We start from the raw sequence: 16,395 nt of genomic DNA, 5'->3' as shown, positions 1-16,395 counted from the left end.
ATGGCACAAGCAGAACGCGAAGCGAAGGTGTACGTCAACGGGAGCCTCGTGGGCACCCACGAGAACCCCCACGAGCTCGCGGAACAGATCCGCGAGGCGCGCCGCCGGGGCGACGTCTCGGAGATGGTGAACGTCTCGGTCAAAGACCGGACCCGCGAGGTCATCGTCAACGCCGACGCGGGGCGGGCGCGGCGCCCGCTCATCGTCGTTGAGAACGGCGAGCCCCTCCTCGGCGACGAGGAGATCGACGCCCTCGAACGCGGCGACGTCGAGTTCGAGGACCTCGTCGAGCGCGGCTACGTCGAGTTCATCGACGCCGAGGAGGAGGAGGACATCCTCGTCGCCGTCGACGAGGAGGACGTGACCGAGGACCACACGCACCTCGAGATCGACCCGCAGCTCGTCTTCGGTATCGGCGCGGGGATGATCCCGTACCCCGAACACAACGCCAGCCCGCGGATTACCATGGGCGCGGGGATGATGAAGCAGTCGCTCGGGCTCCCCTCGGCGAACTACCGGATCCGGCCGGACACGCGTCAGCACCTCCTCCACTACCCGCAGCTGGCGATGGTGAAGACGCAGACCTCCGACCAGATCAGCTTCGACGAGCGGCCGGCGGCGCAGAACTTCGTCGTCGCCGTGATGTCCTACGAGGGGTTCAACATCGAGGACGCGCTGGTGATGAACCAGGGCTCCGTCGACCGCGCGCTCACCCGCTCGCACTTCTTCCGGACCTACGAGGGCGAGGAGCGCCGCTACCCCGGCGGCCAGGAGGACCGCTTCGAGATCCCGGACCAGGACGTGCGCGGCGCCCGCGGCGAGGACGCCTACACGCACCTCGACGAGGACGGCCTCGTCAACCCGGAGACGAAGGTCGACGAGTCCTCCGTCCTGCTCGGCAAGACCAGCCCGCCGCGCTTCCTCGAGGAGCCCGACGACATGGGCGGGCTCTCCCCGCAGAAGCGTCGCGAGACCTCGGTGACGATGCGCTCGGGCGAGTCGGGCGTCGTCGACACCGTGACGCTGATGGAGGGCGAGGACGGCTCCAAGCTCTCGAAGGTGAAGGTGCGCGACCAGCGCGTCCCCGAGCTCGGGGACAAGTTCGCGTCCCGACACGGACAGAAGGGCGTCGTGGGCCACCTCGCGCCTCAGGAGGACATGCCGTTCACCGAGGAGGGGGTCGTCCCCGACCTCGTGATGAACCCGCACGCGCTGCCGTCGCGGATGACGGTCGGCCACGTGCTGGAGATGCTCGGCGGCAAGGTCGGCTCGCTCCGCGGCTCGCGGGTCGACGGCACGCCGTTCCAGGGCGAAGACGAGGAGGAGCTCCGCGATCAGCTCGAGGAGTACGGCTTCAAGTCCTCCGGCAAGGAGGTCATGTACTCCGGCGTCACCGGCGAGAAGATCGACGCCGAGATCTTCGTCGGGACGATCTTCTACCACAAGCTGTACCACATGGTGTCGAACAAGCTCCACGCCCGCTCGCGCGGGCCGGTCCAGGTGCTCACGCGCCAGCCGACCGAGGGGCGCGCCCGCGAGGGCGGCCTGCGCGTCGGGGAGATGGAGCGCGACACGATCATCGGCCACGGCGCGTCGATGGTGCTCAACGAGCGGCTGCTGGAGTCTTCCGACGCCGAGACGGTCCACGTCTCCGCGGAGACCGGGCTCGTCGCCGTCGAGGACCGAGAGCAGCGCCGCGTGTACGACCCGGTCACGGGCGACGAGGACGACATCCACGAGCTGGAGGTCAGCTACGCGTTCAAGCTCCTGCTCGACGAGATGATCGCCCTCGGCATCCGACCGAAACTCGAACTGGAGGACGCGATTTAGATGTCAACGCAAACACCGAAAGTGCTCGGCGGGATCGACTTCGGCCTCATGGACCCGGAGACGTACCGGGACATGTCCGCGACGAAGGTGATCACGGCCGACACGTACGACGACGACGGCTATCCGATCGACATGGGGCTGATGGACCCGCGACTGGGCGTCATCGACCCCGGCTTAGAGTGCCGCACCTGCGGTTCCCACTCCGGCTCCTGTAACGGCCACTTCGGCCACATCGAGCTGGCCGCCCCCGTCATCCACGTGGGCTTCACGAAGCTCATCCGGCGGCTGCTCCGCTCGACGTGCCGCGAGTGCGGGCGGCTCGCCTTAGACGACGCGCAGCGCGACGAGTTCCGCGACCGCTACGAGCGGGCGAAGGAACTGGGCGACGACGAGCACGACGTGCTGAAGGCCGCCGTCCGGCAGGCCCGGAAGGCGTCCACCTGCCCGTTCTGCGGCGAGCCGCAGGCGGACATCAAACACGAGAAGCCGACCACCTACTACGAGGTCCAGGACGTGCTCTCGGGCGACTACTCCGAGCGCATCGCGGCCGCGATGCAGCCCGACGAGGAGGAGGACGACCCGGGCACCTCGCCGCAGGAGCTCGCCGACGCGACCGACATCGCCCTCGACCGGATCAACGAGATCATGGCCGGCGAGTTCCGCCCGCGCAAGGAGGACCGCCGCGCCATCGAGAAGGCGCTCGATGTCGACCTCACCGAGGAGGACATGAACAAGCTGATGCCCTCGGACATCCGCGACTGGTTCGAGGACATCCCGGACGAGGACCTCGAAGTGCTCGGCATCGACGCCGAACACTCCCGGCCGGAGTGGATGATCCTGACGGTGCTGCCGGTGCCGCCGGTGACCACCCGTCCCTCGATCACGTTGGACAACGGCCAGCGCTCCGAGGACGACCTCACCCACAAGCTGGTCGACATCATCCGGATCAACCAGCGGTTCATGGAGAACCGCGAGGCCGGCGCCCCGCAGCTGATCATCGAGGACCTCTGGGAGCTCCTCCAGTACCACGTCACGACGTTCGTCGACAACGAGATCAGCGGGACGCCGCCGGCGCGACACCGCTCCGGGCGCCCGCTGAAAACCCTCAGCCAGCGGCTGAAGGGCAAGGAGGGCCGCTTCCGCGGCTCGCTGTCCGGCAAGCGCGTCAACTTCTCCGCCCGGACCGTCATCTCGCCCGACCCGACGCTCTCGCTTAACGAGGTCGGCGTGCCCGACCGCGTGGCCAAGGAGATGACGCAGACGCTCAACGTCACCGAGCGCAACGTCGAGGAGGCGCGGCAGTACGTCCGGAACGGGCCCGAGGCCCACCCCGGCGCGAACTACGTGCGCCGCCCCGACGGCCGCCGCCTGAAGGTGACCGAGAAGAACTGCGAGGAGCTCGCCGAGAAGGTCGAGGCCGACTGGGAGGTGAACCGCCACCTCGTGGACGGCGACATCGTGATCTTCAACCGGCAGCCCTCGCTGCACCGGATGTCCATCATGGCCCACGAGGTCGTGGTGATGCCGTACAAGACGTTCCGGCTCAACACCGTCGTCTGTCCGCCGTACAACGCCGACTTCGACGGCGACGAGATGAACATGCACGCGCTGCAAAACGAGGAGGCCCGCGCCGAGGCCCGCGTCCTCATGCGCGTCCAAGAGCAGATCCTCTCGCCCCGCTTCGGCGGGAACATCATCGGCGCCATCCAGGACCACATCTCCGGCACCTACCTGCTCACCCACTCGAACCCCGAGTTCACGGAGACGCAGGCGCTGGACCTGCTGCGCGCCACGCGCGTGGACGAGCTGCCCGAGGCCGACGGCGTCGACGACGACGGCCGCGAGTTCTGGACCGGCCGCACGCTGTTCTCGGAGCTGCTCCCGGACGACTTGGACCTCTCCTTTACCTCCTCGGCCGGCGACGAGGTCGTCATCGAGGGCGGCCAGCTGATCGAGGGCACCATCGACGAGGACGCGGTCGGCGCGTTCGGCGGCGAGGTCGTCGACACGCTCACGAAGGAGTACGGCGAGACCCGCGCCCGCGTGTTCATCAACGAGATCGCGTCGCTGGCGATGCGCGCGATCATGAACTTCGGGTTCTCGATCGGGATCGACGACGAGTCGATCCCGCCGGAGGCCGAAGAGCAGGTCGACGACGCCATCGAGAGCGCCTACGACCGCGTCCAGGAGCTCATCGAGACGTACGAGGCCGGCGAGCTGGAGTCGCTCCCGGGCCGCGGCGTCGACGAGACCCTGGAGATGAAGATCATGCAGACGCTCGGGAAGGCCCGCGACTCGGCCGGCGAGATCGCCGACCAGCACTTCGGCGACGACAACCCGGCGGTCGTGATGGCCCGCTCCGGCGCCCGCGGTTCGATGCTGAACCTGACGCAGATGGCCGGCTCGGTCGGCCAGCAGGCGGTCCGCGGCGAGCGGATCAACCGCGGCTACGAGGACCGGACGCTCTCGCATTACCGGCCGAACGACCTCTCCTCGGAGGCCCACGGCTTCGTGGAGAACTCCTACCGCGGCGGGCTCACGCCCCAGGAGTTCTTCTTCCACGCGATGGGCGGCCGCGAGGGGCTCGTCGACACGGCGGTCCGGACCTCCAAGTCCGGGTACCTCCAGCGCCGGCTCATCAACGCGCTCTCCGAACTGGAGGCGCAGTACGACGGCACGGTCCGGGACACCTCGGGCCGGATCGTCCAGTTCGAGTTCGGCGAGGACGGCACCTCGCCGGTGAAGGTCTCCTCCGGCGAGGAGGACGGCATCGACGTCGAGGGGATCGTCGACCGCGTGGTCGACGCGGAGTTCGCCTCCGACGAGGAGAAGGAGCGGTTCCTCGGCGAGCGCGAGCCGCCGACGAACCTCTCGGAGCACGCCGGGCCGGGCCTGAACAAGGCCGGCGGGCCGGGGGTGGAGTCCGATGACTGAGTACGACCACGTCACCGACGACATGGAGGCGGTCGTGGAGGCGACCGAGCTCCCCCGTCGGCTCAAGACGAAGGTGTACGAGGCCATCGACCGGAAGGCCGAGGAGGCCGGCGAGGTCACCATCGAGCAGGCGACCGACATCGTCGACGGCGTCGTGAACCGCTACGAGCAGACGCGGGTCGACCCCCTCGACCCCGTCGGGACGGTCTCGGCGCAGTCGATCGGCGAGCCCGGGACGCAGATGACGATGAACACGTTTCACTACGCGGGCGTCGCGGAGATCGACGTCACGCAGGGGCTCCCCCGGCTCATCGAGCTGGTGGACGCCCGGAAGACGCCGGACACGCCGATGATGACGGTCCACCTCGACGGCGAGTACGCGACCGACCGCGAGAAGGCCCACGAGGTCGTCTGGTCGATCGAGGCGACGCGCATCCTCGCGCTCGGCGACGTGTCGACGAACGTCGCCGACATGCTGGTCCGCATCGACCTGAACGACGACACGCTCTTAGAGCGGTGGCCCACGCACTCCGACGCGACGGAGGTCGCGGAGATCATCGCCGAGACGATCGAGGACTCGCTCGGCGTCGAGACTCGCCAGGCCGGCACGGTCATCGAGTTCGGCCCCAACGAGCCGAGCTACCGCGAGCTGCTCCAGCTCGTCGAGCGGCTCCGGGAGATCGTCTTCAAGGGCATCGAGGAGATCGAGCGCGTCGTCATCCGCAAAGAGGAGATCGACGGCGACGAGGAGTTCGTCCTCTACACCGAGGGGTCGGCGTTCGGCGACACCCTCGACATCGAGGGCGTCGACGCCTCGCGGACGACGTGTAACAACATCCACGAGATCTACCGGAACCTCGGGGTCGAGGCGGCCCGCGAGACGATCATCGACGAGACGAAGAACACGCTCGAAGAGCAGGGGCTCGACGACGTGAACGTCCGGCACCTCATGCTCGTCGCCGACATCATGACGAACAACGGCGAGATCGAGTCGATCGGCCGGCACGGCATCTCCGGCAACAAGGACTCGGTGCTCGCGCGCGCGGCGTTCGAGGTGACGGTCAACCACCTGCTCGACGCCGCGATCCACGGCGAGTACGACGACCTCGACGGCGTCATCGAGAACGTCATCGCCGGCAAGCCCATCTCGATGGGGACCGGCGACGTCGACCTCCGGATGGGGTCGCGCGTCGTGAGCGACGACTAATGCGCGTCGAGCTCTCCGACGAGGCGCGGCGGTACATCGGTCGGTTCGACGAGCTGACCGGCGTCACGCCGACCGACTGCCTCGTGGAGGGCGACCGGCTCGTGTTCGTGGTCCCGGCCGGCGAGATGGCGGCCGCGATCGGCCAGGGCGGCGAGACCGTCGCGGAGGCCGAACGGCGGCTCGACAAGTCGATCGAACTGGTCGAGGACGCGGACACCGCCGAGGCGTTCGTCGCCAGCACGCTCGCGCCGGCGGCCGTCAACGCCGTCACCATCTCCGAGCAGAACGACCGCGTGGCGTACGTCGAGGTCCCGGAGGCGGACCGCGGCGTCGCCATCGGCGCGGACGGCGCAAACATCGAGACCGCCCGCCGGCTCGCGGAGCGGCACTACGACGTCGACGACGTGCAGCTGACCTGACGGCGAACCCACGCCCTTTTGCCGACGCGCCCGTTCCTCGTCGCATGGACCGGAGACGCTTCCTCGCCGGAGTCGGCGCCGCGGTCGGCGCCGCCGGCTGTCTCGGCGGCGACTCGGCGGAGCGGCCGTTCCCCGACGCCGACTGGCGGAGCGAGGACGGCCTCGACGTCGCGACCCTCGCGGAGCGGCACGCCGCGGCGCTCGTCGACGCCGGGGGCGCCACGCTGTTCTCGACGGCGGCGACGAGCCACGACGGCGACGCGGAGCCGACCCCGTGGCTCCCGTCACAGGAGTACGAGGCCGCCTACGACCTCGAAAACGGTCGCCAGTACGTGCGACAGGCGGTGACCGAGACCGACGAGCCGGACGTCTCGGAGCTGTACGTCGCCGACGGGGTGGCGCTGATCCGTCGCGAGACGGCCGACGGGACGCGGTACAGTCGGCAGTCGACGGACCGCTCGGCGAGCGAGCTCGAATCGGCGATGCGCGCGGAGGTTCTGACTGGGATCCGCGTCGAGAGCGAGACTGCGAGCGGCGAGACGGCGTACGAGGGGCTGAACCTCTGGGCCCCGACGAGCGACGGCGGGGGCGAGGTGCGCGGCGAGCCGACCGCGCGGTTCGCGTCCGACTCCTTCGACGGCGACCGGAACGTCCCCGAGACCGTCGAGACGGCGTCGGCGACGGTCCACGTGTACGAGTCCGGCGTCGTGCCGCGGCTCGAACAGTCGTGGGCGGGCGAACACGACGGGCAGGGCGCGACGGTCGACGTCGACATCGACTACCGCGACCTCGGCGCGACGGTGTCGGAGCCGGCGTGGGTCGCCACGGCGCGCGACGAGACGAGCGGCTGACGCTCGTCCCGTTCCAGGCGAAACGACGGGCGCTCTCGTCCGCTTACCGGCTCAGCGGGAGCGAACGTCCGTCGTTTCCGACAACCGGCTCCCCGTGAAACACCCTCAGATCCGTCGAGAGGTACCGCTCGGAGGATCTGAGGCCGTTTCGCGACGGAGAAAGACGACGCTTAAGTAGCTCCGTTCGGAAGTAGGCGTACGATGGCGAACGGCAAGTACGCGGCCCGTAAGCTCAAAAAGGACCGGCAGAAGCGCCGCTGGTCCGACTCCGAGTACGCTCGGCGAGAGCGCGGGCTCAAGACGAAGTCCGACCCGCTGGAGGGTGCCCCGCAGGCGCGCGGCATCGTCCTCGAAAAGGTCGGCATCGAGGCAAAGCAGCCGAACTCGGCGATCCGAAAGTGCGTTCGGGTTCAGCTCATCAAGAACGGGAAGCAGGTCACCGCGTTCTGTCCCGGTGACGGCGCGATCTCCTTCATCGACGAGCACGACGAGGTCACCATCGCCGGGATCGGCGGTGCGAAGGGTCGCGCGATGGGCGACCTCTCCGGCGTCAACTACAAGGTCGAGAAGGTCAACGGCGTGTCGATGATCGAACTGGTTCGCGGGAACGCGGAGAAGCCGGTCAGATGAGCGGCGAGGAGACCGAGGCGCCGTCCGAGGAGGACGTCGCCGCCGACGAGCCGGACCCGGACGCGCCCGCCTCCAGCGAGGCGGCCAACGAGAACGCCCAGCTGTTCGGCGTCTGGGACGTCACCGAGATCGCCTACGAGGACCCCTCGACGAAGCGGTACATGACGGTGACGCCCATCGCCCACACGATGGGTCGCCACGCGTCCAAGCAGTTCAAGAAGTCCGAGATCTCGCTGGTCGAGCGGCTGATCAACCGCCTGATGCAGACCGAGGAGAACACGGGCAAGAAGCAGCAGGCGACGCGGATCGTCCGCGACGCCTTCGACATCGTCCACGAGCGGACCGAGGAGAACCCGGTCCAGATCCTCGTGACGGCCGTCGAGAACGCCGCGCCCCGCGAGGAGACCGTCCGCCTGAAGTACGGCGGCATCTCCGTCCCGAAGGCCGTCGACGTCGCGCCCCAGCGCCGCGTCGACCAGGCGCTGCTGTTCATCTCCGACGCCGTCGCCAGCGCGACGTACAAGTCGTCGACGCCCGCCGCCGAGGCGCTCGCGAACGAACTCGTCGCCGCCGCCGACTACGACGTCGAGGGCTCTTACTCCATCTCGCAGAAGGAGGAGCGCGAGCGCGTCGCCGCCGCGGCCCGCTGAACTCGGCCGCCGGCGCTTTCTCTCTCGTCTCTCTTCCGTCGGCCACCCGCGGGTCCGTCCCGATCGGGTCGCCGGTCGTCGATTCCGTCGTCGCGTCCCCACTTCTCGTCGGTCAGTGACTTCGTCGCCGCGTACCGGTCGGGTAGCCGGGCGTCGCACCGTCGCTGTCGGGGCGTGAAAAAACGAGAACGTCGGCGTCGAGCGGTCCGCGTCGGCCGTCGGCTCAGTCGTCGGCCGGCGCCGCGCCGGAGCCGCCGTCGGCGTGCTGCTGTTTGACCCACGAGAGCTTGCCGCCGGCCGCGAGGATGTCGCGCTCGCGCTCGGAGGCGTCGAGGTCGGCGGTGAACTCCCACTCGCCGTTGACGCTCACGGTGAACTCCTCCTGCCCGGAGCGGACGCCCGCGGGCACGTCGTCGACGATTTCGAGGTCGTCGCCCTGGTCGATCTTCTCGTACGTCTCCTCGTCGATCGCCAGCGGGACGATCCCGAAGTTGAAGAGGTTCGCCTTGTGGATGCGGGCGAAGCTCTGCGCGAAGACGGCCTCGATGCCGAGGTACATCGGACAGAGCGCGGCGTGTTCGCGCGAGGAGCCCTGGCCGTAGTTCTCGCCGGCCACGAGGACGCCGCCGTCGGCGTTGAGCGCGCGCTCGGCGAACGTGTCGTCGACGCGCGAGAGCGTGAACTCGGAGAGCTTCTCGATGTTCGAGCGGAACTTCAGGATGTCCGCCGTCGCCGGGATGATGTGGTCGGTGGTGATGTTGTCCTCCATCTTGAGGAGGGCCTCGCCGCCGTCCACGTCGATCCCGTCTTTCAGCGGCACGTCGCCGATGTTCGGGCCCTTGACGAGCCCGTCGTCGATCGCCTCGTCGGGCGAGATGATGTCCGAGTCGTCCTTCCCCATGCCGGGGCCGTACTTCGTCCCCATCTCCAGGCCGGGCGCCTCGAGGTCGCCGAGCTCGTCCGCGAGGTCACGCGGGTCGACGATCTCGCCGGTGATGGCCGCCGCGGTGGCGACCTCGGGCGAGCAGAGGAAGACGGAGTCGTCCTCGATGCCGGAGCGCCCCTCGAAGTTGCGGTTGAAGGTGCGCAGCGAGACGGAGTCGGAGGCGGGCACGTGGCCGATGCCGATACACGCGCCGCAGGTCGCCTCGGAGAAGTTGACGCCGGCCGCCATCATCTCCGCGGTCCAGCCCTCGCGGGCCAGCATCTCGGAGGCCTGCTTCGAGCCGGGCGCGACGATCATCTCGGTCTGCTTCGCGACCTCGCGGCCCTCCAGCATCTTCGCGCTGGGGAGGATGTCCTCGTAGGCGCCGTTGGTACAGGAGCCGACGATGACCTGCTCGACGTCGGTGCCCTCGTACTCGCTGACGGGGGCGACGTTGTCGGGCATCGAGGGCGCGGCCACGAGCGGCTCGAGCTCGTTTAAGTCGACCTCGATCGTCTCCGCGTACTCCGCGTCGTCGTCGGGCTGGAGGTCGACGTACTCGTCCTCGCGGTCCTGGCGCGCGAGCCAGTCCTTCGTCTTCTCGTCGGTCGCGAAGATCGAGGAGGTGGCGCCGAGCTCGGTGCCGAGGTTCGTGATCGTGGTGCGCTCGGGGATCGTGAGCTTCTCGGCGCCGGGGCCGGTGTACTCGAAGATCTTGCCGACGCCGCCCTTGACGGTGAGCTCGCCGAGCAGGTGGAGCGCGATGTCCTTGGCCGTCGCCCACTCGGGCAGCTCGCCCTCGAGGTGGACGTTGACGACCTCGGGCATCTCGACGTAGTAGGGGCCGCCGCCCATGGCGACGGCGATGTCGAGCCCGCCCGCGCCGATCGCGAGCTGGCCGAGCCCGCCGGGGGTCGGCGTGTGCGAGTCGGAGCCGAGCAGCGTCTTGCCGGGCGCCGCGAAGTTCTCCTTGTGGACCTGGTGGCAGATGCCGTTGCCGGGCCGGGAGAAGTAGGCACCGTACGTGCCCGCCGCGGAGCGGAGGAAGCGGTGGTCGTCGGTGTTCTTGAAGTCGAACTGGTACGTCTGGTGGTCGCAGTACTGCGCGGCGAGCTCCGTCTGGACCTCGTCCATCTCGAGGGCCTCGAACTGGAGCCACACCATCGTCCCCGTCGTGTCCTGCGTCAGCACCTGGTCGATCTCGATGCCGATCTCCTCGCCGGGCGTCAGCTCGCCCTCGACGAGGTGGTCATCGAGGATCTTCTCGGTAATCGTTTGTCCCATAGTACGCGATGATGGCTCTCCCGTGGATATAAAACCCGCGAGTTTCCAGAAGATCGACCGTGTTAGATCCCGCGATACGGCAACCTTCGCCCTAATCCTCGCGTGGTACCACGCACCGTGAAATACGTAGCCGTCCCGAGTGTTTTAGGACATTAAACGCCTGAAACGGCCGAAATCGGGCGACTCGACGGTCCCGGTGATTCCGGCCGGTTCCCCCCGTCGGCGCCGCGACTCGCGGGCGACACCGTTTTGACTCGCCCGCGGTTCCGGACGCGCATGTTCGACTCGGGAGCCGCGGTCGCGGCGGCGCTGGAGGCGGCCGGCGCCGACCTCGACGACGCGCAGCGACAGCCGAACGGCGTCGACCTCACCGTCGACGCGGTGTTCGCACAGACCGAACCGGGCCGCCTCGGACGCGACGGGAAGCGCGTGGGCGAGCGGCGGGAGCTGGAGCCCCGGGGCGACTGCTACCGGCTGGAGCGCGGGAGCTACGTCGTTCGCTACGGCGAGCCGGTGCGGATCCCGGAGGGCCGGATCGGCTTCGTCCTCCCGCGCTCGACGCTGCTGCGGAACGCCTGTACCCTCGACACCGCGGTGTGGGACGCGGGCTACGAGGGCGTCGGCGAGGGCCGGCTCGACGTGGGCCACCCCGTCGAGATCGAGCCGGGCGCGCGGATCGCGCAGCTCGTCCTCGCCGAGGCCGACCACGACGGGACGTACGAGGGCGCCTACCAGGAGGAGAACCTCTGAGCCGGCGGTATGGGGCGGCCCGGGAACCCCCGAGGCCGACTACGCCCCGTCCCAGTCCCCGCCGACGCGGTCGATGCCCATCATGTCCTCGCCCGCGTGTTCGGTGAACACGACCTTGCAGTTCGGCTCGGGCACGCCGAACGCCTCGACCGCCCGCTCCATCACCGCCAGCGCGAACGCGCGCTTGTACTCGAACGGGCGGCCCTCGCGAATTTCGGCGTCTAAGAAGAGGAGCGGTCCGTCGACTCCCCGCCCGATCGCCATCGCCGACGGCTCGCGCTCGGCGATCGTCACGGCGACGTGCCCGGCCGTCGTCTCCATCTCCTCGGTGTACCGGTCGGTGACGAACGCGACGAACGACTCCCGCTCCGCGGGCGACAGCGACAGCGTGGTCGAGAACTGTAACAGGGGCATACCCGCGCTTCGGCCGGGCGGGACTTCGCGCTATCGGCTCTGGGGCGCGAGTTCGCGTGCGGACGCCTCGGCGCGCGCGGCGGCTGCGCGAGCGAGTCGCTCGGTAGGTAAAGGAACGAACGGCACGCCCGTGCCGGGAAAAGATGGCACGAGCGTGTCGTTCTGTAGGTCCCCGCTGACGCTTCGGCCCTCCAAGCGAAGCGTCACCTGAAACAAGCGGTGGTAGACACTTAAGCGTGCCGGGGCCGGCAGCGTTGTCGTATTAGTTACCGGCAACGCGTTCACAACACGCAGTCAACAGGAACCGGGAATCCGCCCGACTGCGACCGGACGACCGCCGATCTGTCTGTCGATCCGATCCGACTACTGCCGAGCGGGGTGGTCAGCGCGGAGCCGCGTCTGCCCCTCGCCGAGGAGCCGCTCGCGGAGCGTCTCTCCCGGGGGCTCGGCGTCGGCCGGGGGGACGAGGCCGCGCTCGCGCAGCTCCGGGACGACGAGGTCGACGAAGTCGACGAGCGAATCGGGGCGGACGACCTCCTTGACGTTGAACCCGTGGACGCCGACCTCCTCGTGCCAGCGCTGGAGCTCGTCGGCGACGCGCTCGGGGGTCCCGACGATCTTCGGCGAGGTGGTGCCGAGCCCGCAGAACTCAGCGACCTCGCGCACCGTCCACTCGCGGTCCGGCTGGGCCTTCGTGAAGGCGTTCATCGTCCCCTGGATCGCGTCCGTCTCGATGTGTTCGACCTTCTGGTCGGGGTCGAGCTCGGAGAGGTCCATGTCGAGGAAGCCCGAGAGCAGCGCGAGCGTCGCCTCGACGTCGACGTGCCGCTTGTACTCCTCGTACTTCGCCTCCGCGAGCGCCTGCGTCTCGCCGACGACTGGCACCACGCCGATGAAGAAGCGGAGGCTCTCGGGGTCGCGGCCGGCGTCGGCCGCGCGCGACTTCACGTCCTCCATGTACTCGACGACGCCCTCCTCCGTCGGCTGGCTGGCGAAGACGGCCTCGGCGTTGCGCGCGGCGAACGACCGGCCGTAGTCGGAGGAGCCGGCCTGGTAGACGACCGGGGTGCGCTGGGGCGACGGCTCGCAGCCGTGCGGGCCCGGCACCGAGAAGTGGTCGCCCTCGTGGTCGACCGCGTGGACCTTCTCCGGGTCGGTGTACCGGCCCGCCTCGCGGTCGACCTCGACGGCGTCGTCCTCCCAGGAGTCCTCCCAGAGCTTGTAGCAGACGTCGAGGAACTCGTCGGCGCGGTCGTAGCGCGTCTCCTTGTCCATCCGCTCGTCGAGCCCGAGGTTCTCGGCGGCCGACTCCAGGTAGGAGGTGACCACGTTGATCGCGACCCGGCCGTCGGTGAGGTGGTCGAGCGTCGAGAACTCCCGCGCGAGCTGGTACGGGTGGGTGTACGTCGTCGAGCGCGTCACCGCGAAGCCGAGGTCGTCCGTGACCTCTGCCATCGCGGGGACGACGAGCTGCGGGTCGTTTGCGGGCGTCTGGACGGCCTTCTCGACGGCGGTCTCGCGGTCGTCGCCGTACACGTCGTAGATGCCGCGCACGTCCGCGAAGAACACCGCGTCGAACCCGCCGCGCTCGGCGGTGCGCGCGACCTCGGTCCAGTACTCGCGGTCGGCGTAGTCCGCCGACCGGTCGCCGGGATACCGCCACGACCCGGGCGAGACGTGCTCGACCGAGGCCATGGTGAAGAGGTTGAGGTGTAGGTGATCGGACACGCCTCTCGGTACGCGCTCCGGGGTAATACGGGCACAGGAAGTGGCGGGACTTGTCGCGGTCGCGGACGGACTCCGGGGGCTCCGGCGACCGCGGCCGAGGCCGCCGCGGGGCGCGGGCGCGTTACGCCGAGACGGACTCCGGCGAGGAGACGTACGCGGCGAAGTCGGAGGTGGTGATGATGCCGATGGGCGTGTCCCCGTCGACGACCGGGACGTGGTGGAACCCGTGTTCGAGCATCGTCGCGGCGACGGCCGCCACGTCGTCCTGCGCGCCCGCCGTGATCGGATCGCGCGTCATGTACCGCTCGACGGTCGTCTCTGCCTTCGGCTGGCTCTTCGCGACGATGTCGACGAAGTCCGTGGAGGTCAGGATTCCGACGAGCCCCCCGTCGTCGTCGACGACCAGCACTGAGCTGATGTCGTTGTCGAGCAGCACGGCGGCCGCGTCCTCGACCAGCGTGTCCGGCGTCACCGTGTGGAGGTCCGTCGACATCAGTCGCGCGACGAACACGTCTTCGATCTCGTCCATACCCGAAACACCCGCCCTCGCCGTATAAGCGTTCTCACAGATACCGTGAGAGCCCGGACTGCCGTCGCGGCCCGGCGCCCTCGGGCTCCGCGACCCACGCCGTCCGCTCGTCCCGGAGGCGGTCGCGGTCCGCCTCGGGCGGGTCGGCCGGCTCGAAGGCGGGACACCCGCTCCCGCACTCGCGGCCGGGGTCGACCACGCGGTCGAAGTGCGCGCAGCGGGGCCGGCCGTCGGCGGTCGCCTCGCCGTGCGCGCACGCCGGCGGCTCCGGGCGCCACCCCTTCCCGTACGCGCGCTCGGCGATCCGACGCCGCTTGCGCGCCTTCGCCTCGGGGCCGACCAGGGACACGTCCGTTCGAGAGGGGCGCTCGGCGCGGATCTCGACACCGGGGGCGTCCGGGTCGAGCGGCGTCGGCTCGCGGACCACCTCGCGCTCGCCCGTCTCCGGGTCGAACCGCCAGACGCCGACCGCCTCCGGGATCCGGTTGAGGTGCGCGCGGGTGACGTAGGAGGCGGTCGCGAGCACGACCTCGTCGAACAGGCCGAGCGCGGCGTCGTAGCGCAGCTGCGCCTCCAGGTCGCCCGGCGTGCCGAGGTCGGGCTTGTTCTCGACGGCGACGAGGCCGCCGACCCAGTCGTCCGGGTAGCGCGCCGTCGCGCGCACGGCGTCCCGCCCGTTCCGCCGCTCGCGTTCGAGGTAGCCGACCTCGACGGCCCGGTCGACGACGGCCGCGGCCCGGTCCGGCGGGAGATCGAACGCGTCGGCGACGGGCACGGCCTCGCCCGGCCCGACGGCGGCCTCGACGGCGGGATCGGGGATCCGCTCGGCGCTGATCGCGGCCCGGTCGTCGAAGCCGGGCCCCGGCGACAGCAGGCAGACGTCGACGATGCGCGTCCCGGGCGTCTCGACGCCCGCGCCGAGCTGGCGGGCGACGACCCGGTCGGGGGATTCGAGCGCGGCGCACAGCGCCAGCTCGAACCGGTACTCCATGGGAGAAGAAGGGGCGCGGCGGGCTAAAGCGCGTCGGCGACCGCGTCCGTGGCTCCGGTTCCGCTCGCCCCCTCCCCACGCCCCCGCCGCCGGTCGAAACCGGTATTCCCCGCGGGCACCTACCCCGACCATGCGCCGGGTCACCCGGAACGTCGTCGTCGCCATCGCGCTGGTCGTCGTCGCGCTGCTCGCGCTCGGCGCGCTCCCCAGCTACCTCGGCAGCGGCGACCCCTACTACCTCACGGTCGAACCGATCGAGACCAACGGCACCGCGGCCGACGTGAACAACGTCTCCGACCGCCGGTACCCGTACCTGATCGGCGCGATAGAGAGCGACGACGGTCGGTCGAAGGGCTACCAGACCGGCCCGTACGGCGTGAAGGAGTGGTTCACGCACACGCCGTTCGACGAGGTGGACGCGCTCACCCAACAGGTGCCCGGCGCCGCGACGGAGGGCGGCGTGCGGGTGCGCCGCGACGGCGAGGTGTACCACGCGGAGGTGGTCCGCCCGTGACGGACGGCCGCGACGACGCGGGCGCCGCCCCCGACGCGCCTGCGGCCGACCTCCGCGACCTCCCCGCGTTCTCCGACGGCCGCAGCCACTCGCTGCCGGGCGAGCCGGAGTGGCCCGTCAAGGAGGTCGCGGTCGAGTACGACGAGGGGTGGTTCGTTGGCGGCTACGACCGCGTCGAGCAGCCCGACGGGACGGAGAAAAAGTACTACTGGGCGGAGCTGTCGCCCGCGACCGTCATCGTCGCCGTCGCCGACGACCGCGTGCTGTTCGTCGAGCAGTACCGCCCCACCGTGCGGAACACGCAACTGGAGCTTCCGGCGGGGGTCGTCGAGGCCGGCGAGTCGTACACCGAGGCCGGCGCGCGGGAGCTCGCCGAGGAGACCGGCTTCGCGCCGTCGTCGACCTCGCTGCTCCAGGAGGTGTGGTGTTCGACGGGCGTGCTGCGCCACCGGCGCGGCTACGTGTTCGCCGAGGGGCTGGAGCCGGTCGACGTCGACCACGACAGCAACGAGTTCCTCTCCCCGCGGTCGGTCCCGGTCGAGGAGGCGCTGGCGACCGCGCGGGACCCGCCGACGAACGACGCGACGCTGGAGGGGCTCCTGCTCGCCGAGCGCGAGGGGCTGCTGTAGGCGCCCGCCGCCGGACCGCGACCCGTCGGTGCCCGACCGTCGCCGCGAACCGACGCAGAACCCGACGCGCGTCCAGTTCCCGGCGCCGACGGAGAGGTATTAGTCGTCTC

At 69.9% G+C, this 16,395-nt stretch carries 15 protein-coding genes; 10 read left to right on the top strand and 5 right to left on the bottom strand.

Annotated features, from left to right (window positions below):
- The 7 genes from rpoB (at position 1) to EXE44_RS09875 (ending at position 8,521) form a co-directional block, all read left to right on the top strand.
- Positions 1–1,830 carry a DNA-directed RNA polymerase subunit B gene (gene rpoB, locus EXE44_RS09905; protein ID WP_137717005.1) on the top strand — a complete coding sequence of 610 codons (1,830 nt, stop codon included), beginning with the start codon at positions 1–3 and terminating at the stop codon, positions 1,828–1,830.
- Positions 1,831–4,764, top strand: a complete 2,934-nt coding sequence (locus tag EXE44_RS09900; RefSeq protein WP_199241197.1) for a DNA-directed RNA polymerase subunit A' — start codon at positions 1,831–1,833, stop codon at positions 4,762–4,764.
- Positions 4,757–5,971, top strand: coding sequence for a DNA-directed RNA polymerase subunit A'' (gene rpoA2 / locus EXE44_RS09895; RefSeq protein WP_121600378.1), 1,215 nt, complete (start codon positions 4,757–4,759; stop codon positions 5,969–5,971). Before EXE44_RS09900 ends, rpoA2 begins: the two co-directional genes overlap by 8 nt.
- On the top strand, positions 5,971–6,390 hold the full coding sequence (locus tag EXE44_RS09890) for a NusA-like transcription termination signal-binding factor (protein ID WP_137717004.1): 420 nt from the start codon (positions 5,971–5,973) through the stop codon (positions 6,388–6,390). Before rpoA2 ends, EXE44_RS09890 begins: the two co-directional genes overlap by 1 nt.
- Before the next feature lie 44 nt (positions 6,391–6,434).
- Positions 6,435–7,241, top strand: coding sequence for a twin-arginine translocation signal domain-containing protein (locus EXE44_RS09885; RefSeq protein ID WP_137717003.1), 807 nt, complete (start codon positions 6,435–6,437; stop codon positions 7,239–7,241).
- Between the two features lie 201 nt (positions 7,242–7,442).
- Positions 7,443–7,871: a 30S ribosomal protein S12 gene (locus EXE44_RS09880; RefSeq protein ID WP_006111505.1), complete on the top strand. Its 429-nt coding sequence runs from the start codon at positions 7,443–7,445 to the stop codon at positions 7,869–7,871.
- Positions 7,868–8,521 (top strand): 30S ribosomal protein S7, encoded by a 654-nt coding sequence (locus tag EXE44_RS09875; protein ID WP_053770165.1) that lies wholly within the window; start codon positions 7,868–7,870, stop codon positions 8,519–8,521. The genes EXE44_RS09880 and EXE44_RS09875 overlap by 4 nt, the downstream gene beginning before the upstream one ends.
- 223 nt (positions 8,522–8,744) lie before the next feature.
- On the opposite strand, the gene EXE44_RS09870 is transcribed toward EXE44_RS09875, so the two are convergent.
- The gene (locus EXE44_RS09870) at positions 8,745–10,730 is read right to left on the bottom strand and encodes an aconitate hydratase (RefSeq protein WP_121563482.1); all 1,986 of its coding nucleotides are present in this window, start codon (positions 10,728–10,730) and stop codon (positions 8,745–8,747) included.
- 276 nt (positions 10,731–11,006) lie between these two features.
- On the opposite strand from EXE44_RS09870, the gene EXE44_RS09865 reads away from it, so the two are divergent.
- Entirely contained in the window at positions 11,007–11,480 is a 474-nt protein-coding gene (locus EXE44_RS09865; protein WP_121600375.1) for a deoxyuridine 5'-triphosphate nucleotidohydrolase, read from the top strand.
- 39 nt (positions 11,481–11,519) lie between these two features.
- Here the strand turns inward: EXE44_RS09865 and EXE44_RS09860 are convergent, their stop codons facing one another.
- The 4 genes from EXE44_RS09860 to EXE44_RS09845 form a co-directional block, all read right to left on the bottom strand.
- On the bottom strand, positions 11,520–11,894 hold the full coding sequence (locus EXE44_RS09860) for a tautomerase family protein (RefSeq protein ID WP_121600374.1): 375 nt from the start codon (positions 11,892–11,894) through the stop codon (positions 11,520–11,522).
- Positions 11,895–12,257: 363 nt separating this feature from the next.
- Positions 12,258–13,622: an LLM class flavin-dependent oxidoreductase gene (locus EXE44_RS09855; protein ID WP_137717002.1), complete on the bottom strand. Its 1,365-nt coding sequence runs from the start codon at positions 13,620–13,622 to the stop codon at positions 12,258–12,260.
- A gap of 121 nt (positions 13,623–13,743) precedes the next feature.
- Positions 13,744–14,151, bottom strand: a complete 408-nt coding sequence (locus EXE44_RS09850) for a cyclic nucleotide-binding/CBS domain-containing protein (RefSeq protein WP_121563486.1) — start codon at positions 14,149–14,151, stop codon at positions 13,744–13,746.
- A 34-nt stretch (positions 14,152–14,185) separates the two neighbouring features.
- Complete coding sequence (locus EXE44_RS09845; RefSeq protein WP_137717001.1) at positions 14,186–15,142, bottom strand: DUF5787 family protein; 957 nt, start codon at positions 15,140–15,142, stop codon at positions 14,186–14,188.
- A gap of 130 nt (positions 15,143–15,272) precedes the next feature.
- Between EXE44_RS09845 and EXE44_RS09840 the strand changes: the two genes are divergently transcribed.
- Together EXE44_RS09840 and EXE44_RS09835 are read left to right on the top strand one after the other, a co-directional pair.
- Complete coding sequence (locus EXE44_RS09840; protein ID WP_053770159.1) at positions 15,273–15,656, top strand: hypothetical protein; 384 nt, start codon at positions 15,273–15,275, stop codon at positions 15,654–15,656.
- Positions 15,653–16,285: an NUDIX hydrolase gene (locus EXE44_RS09835; protein ID WP_137717000.1), complete on the top strand. Its 633-nt coding sequence runs from the start codon at positions 15,653–15,655 to the stop codon at positions 16,283–16,285. Before EXE44_RS09840 ends, EXE44_RS09835 begins: the two co-directional genes overlap by 4 nt.
- Positions 16,286–16,395: the final 110 nt, after the last annotated feature.

Source organism: Halorubrum sp. SS7 (assembly GCF_005435055.1).
Classification (GTDB): domain Archaea; phylum Halobacteriota; class Halobacteria; order Halobacteriales; family Haloferacaceae; genus Halorubrum; species Halorubrum salinarum.
The sequence above is the reverse complement of the archived record's forward strand: the minus strand, read 5'-3'. Positions and strand labels throughout refer to the sequence as shown.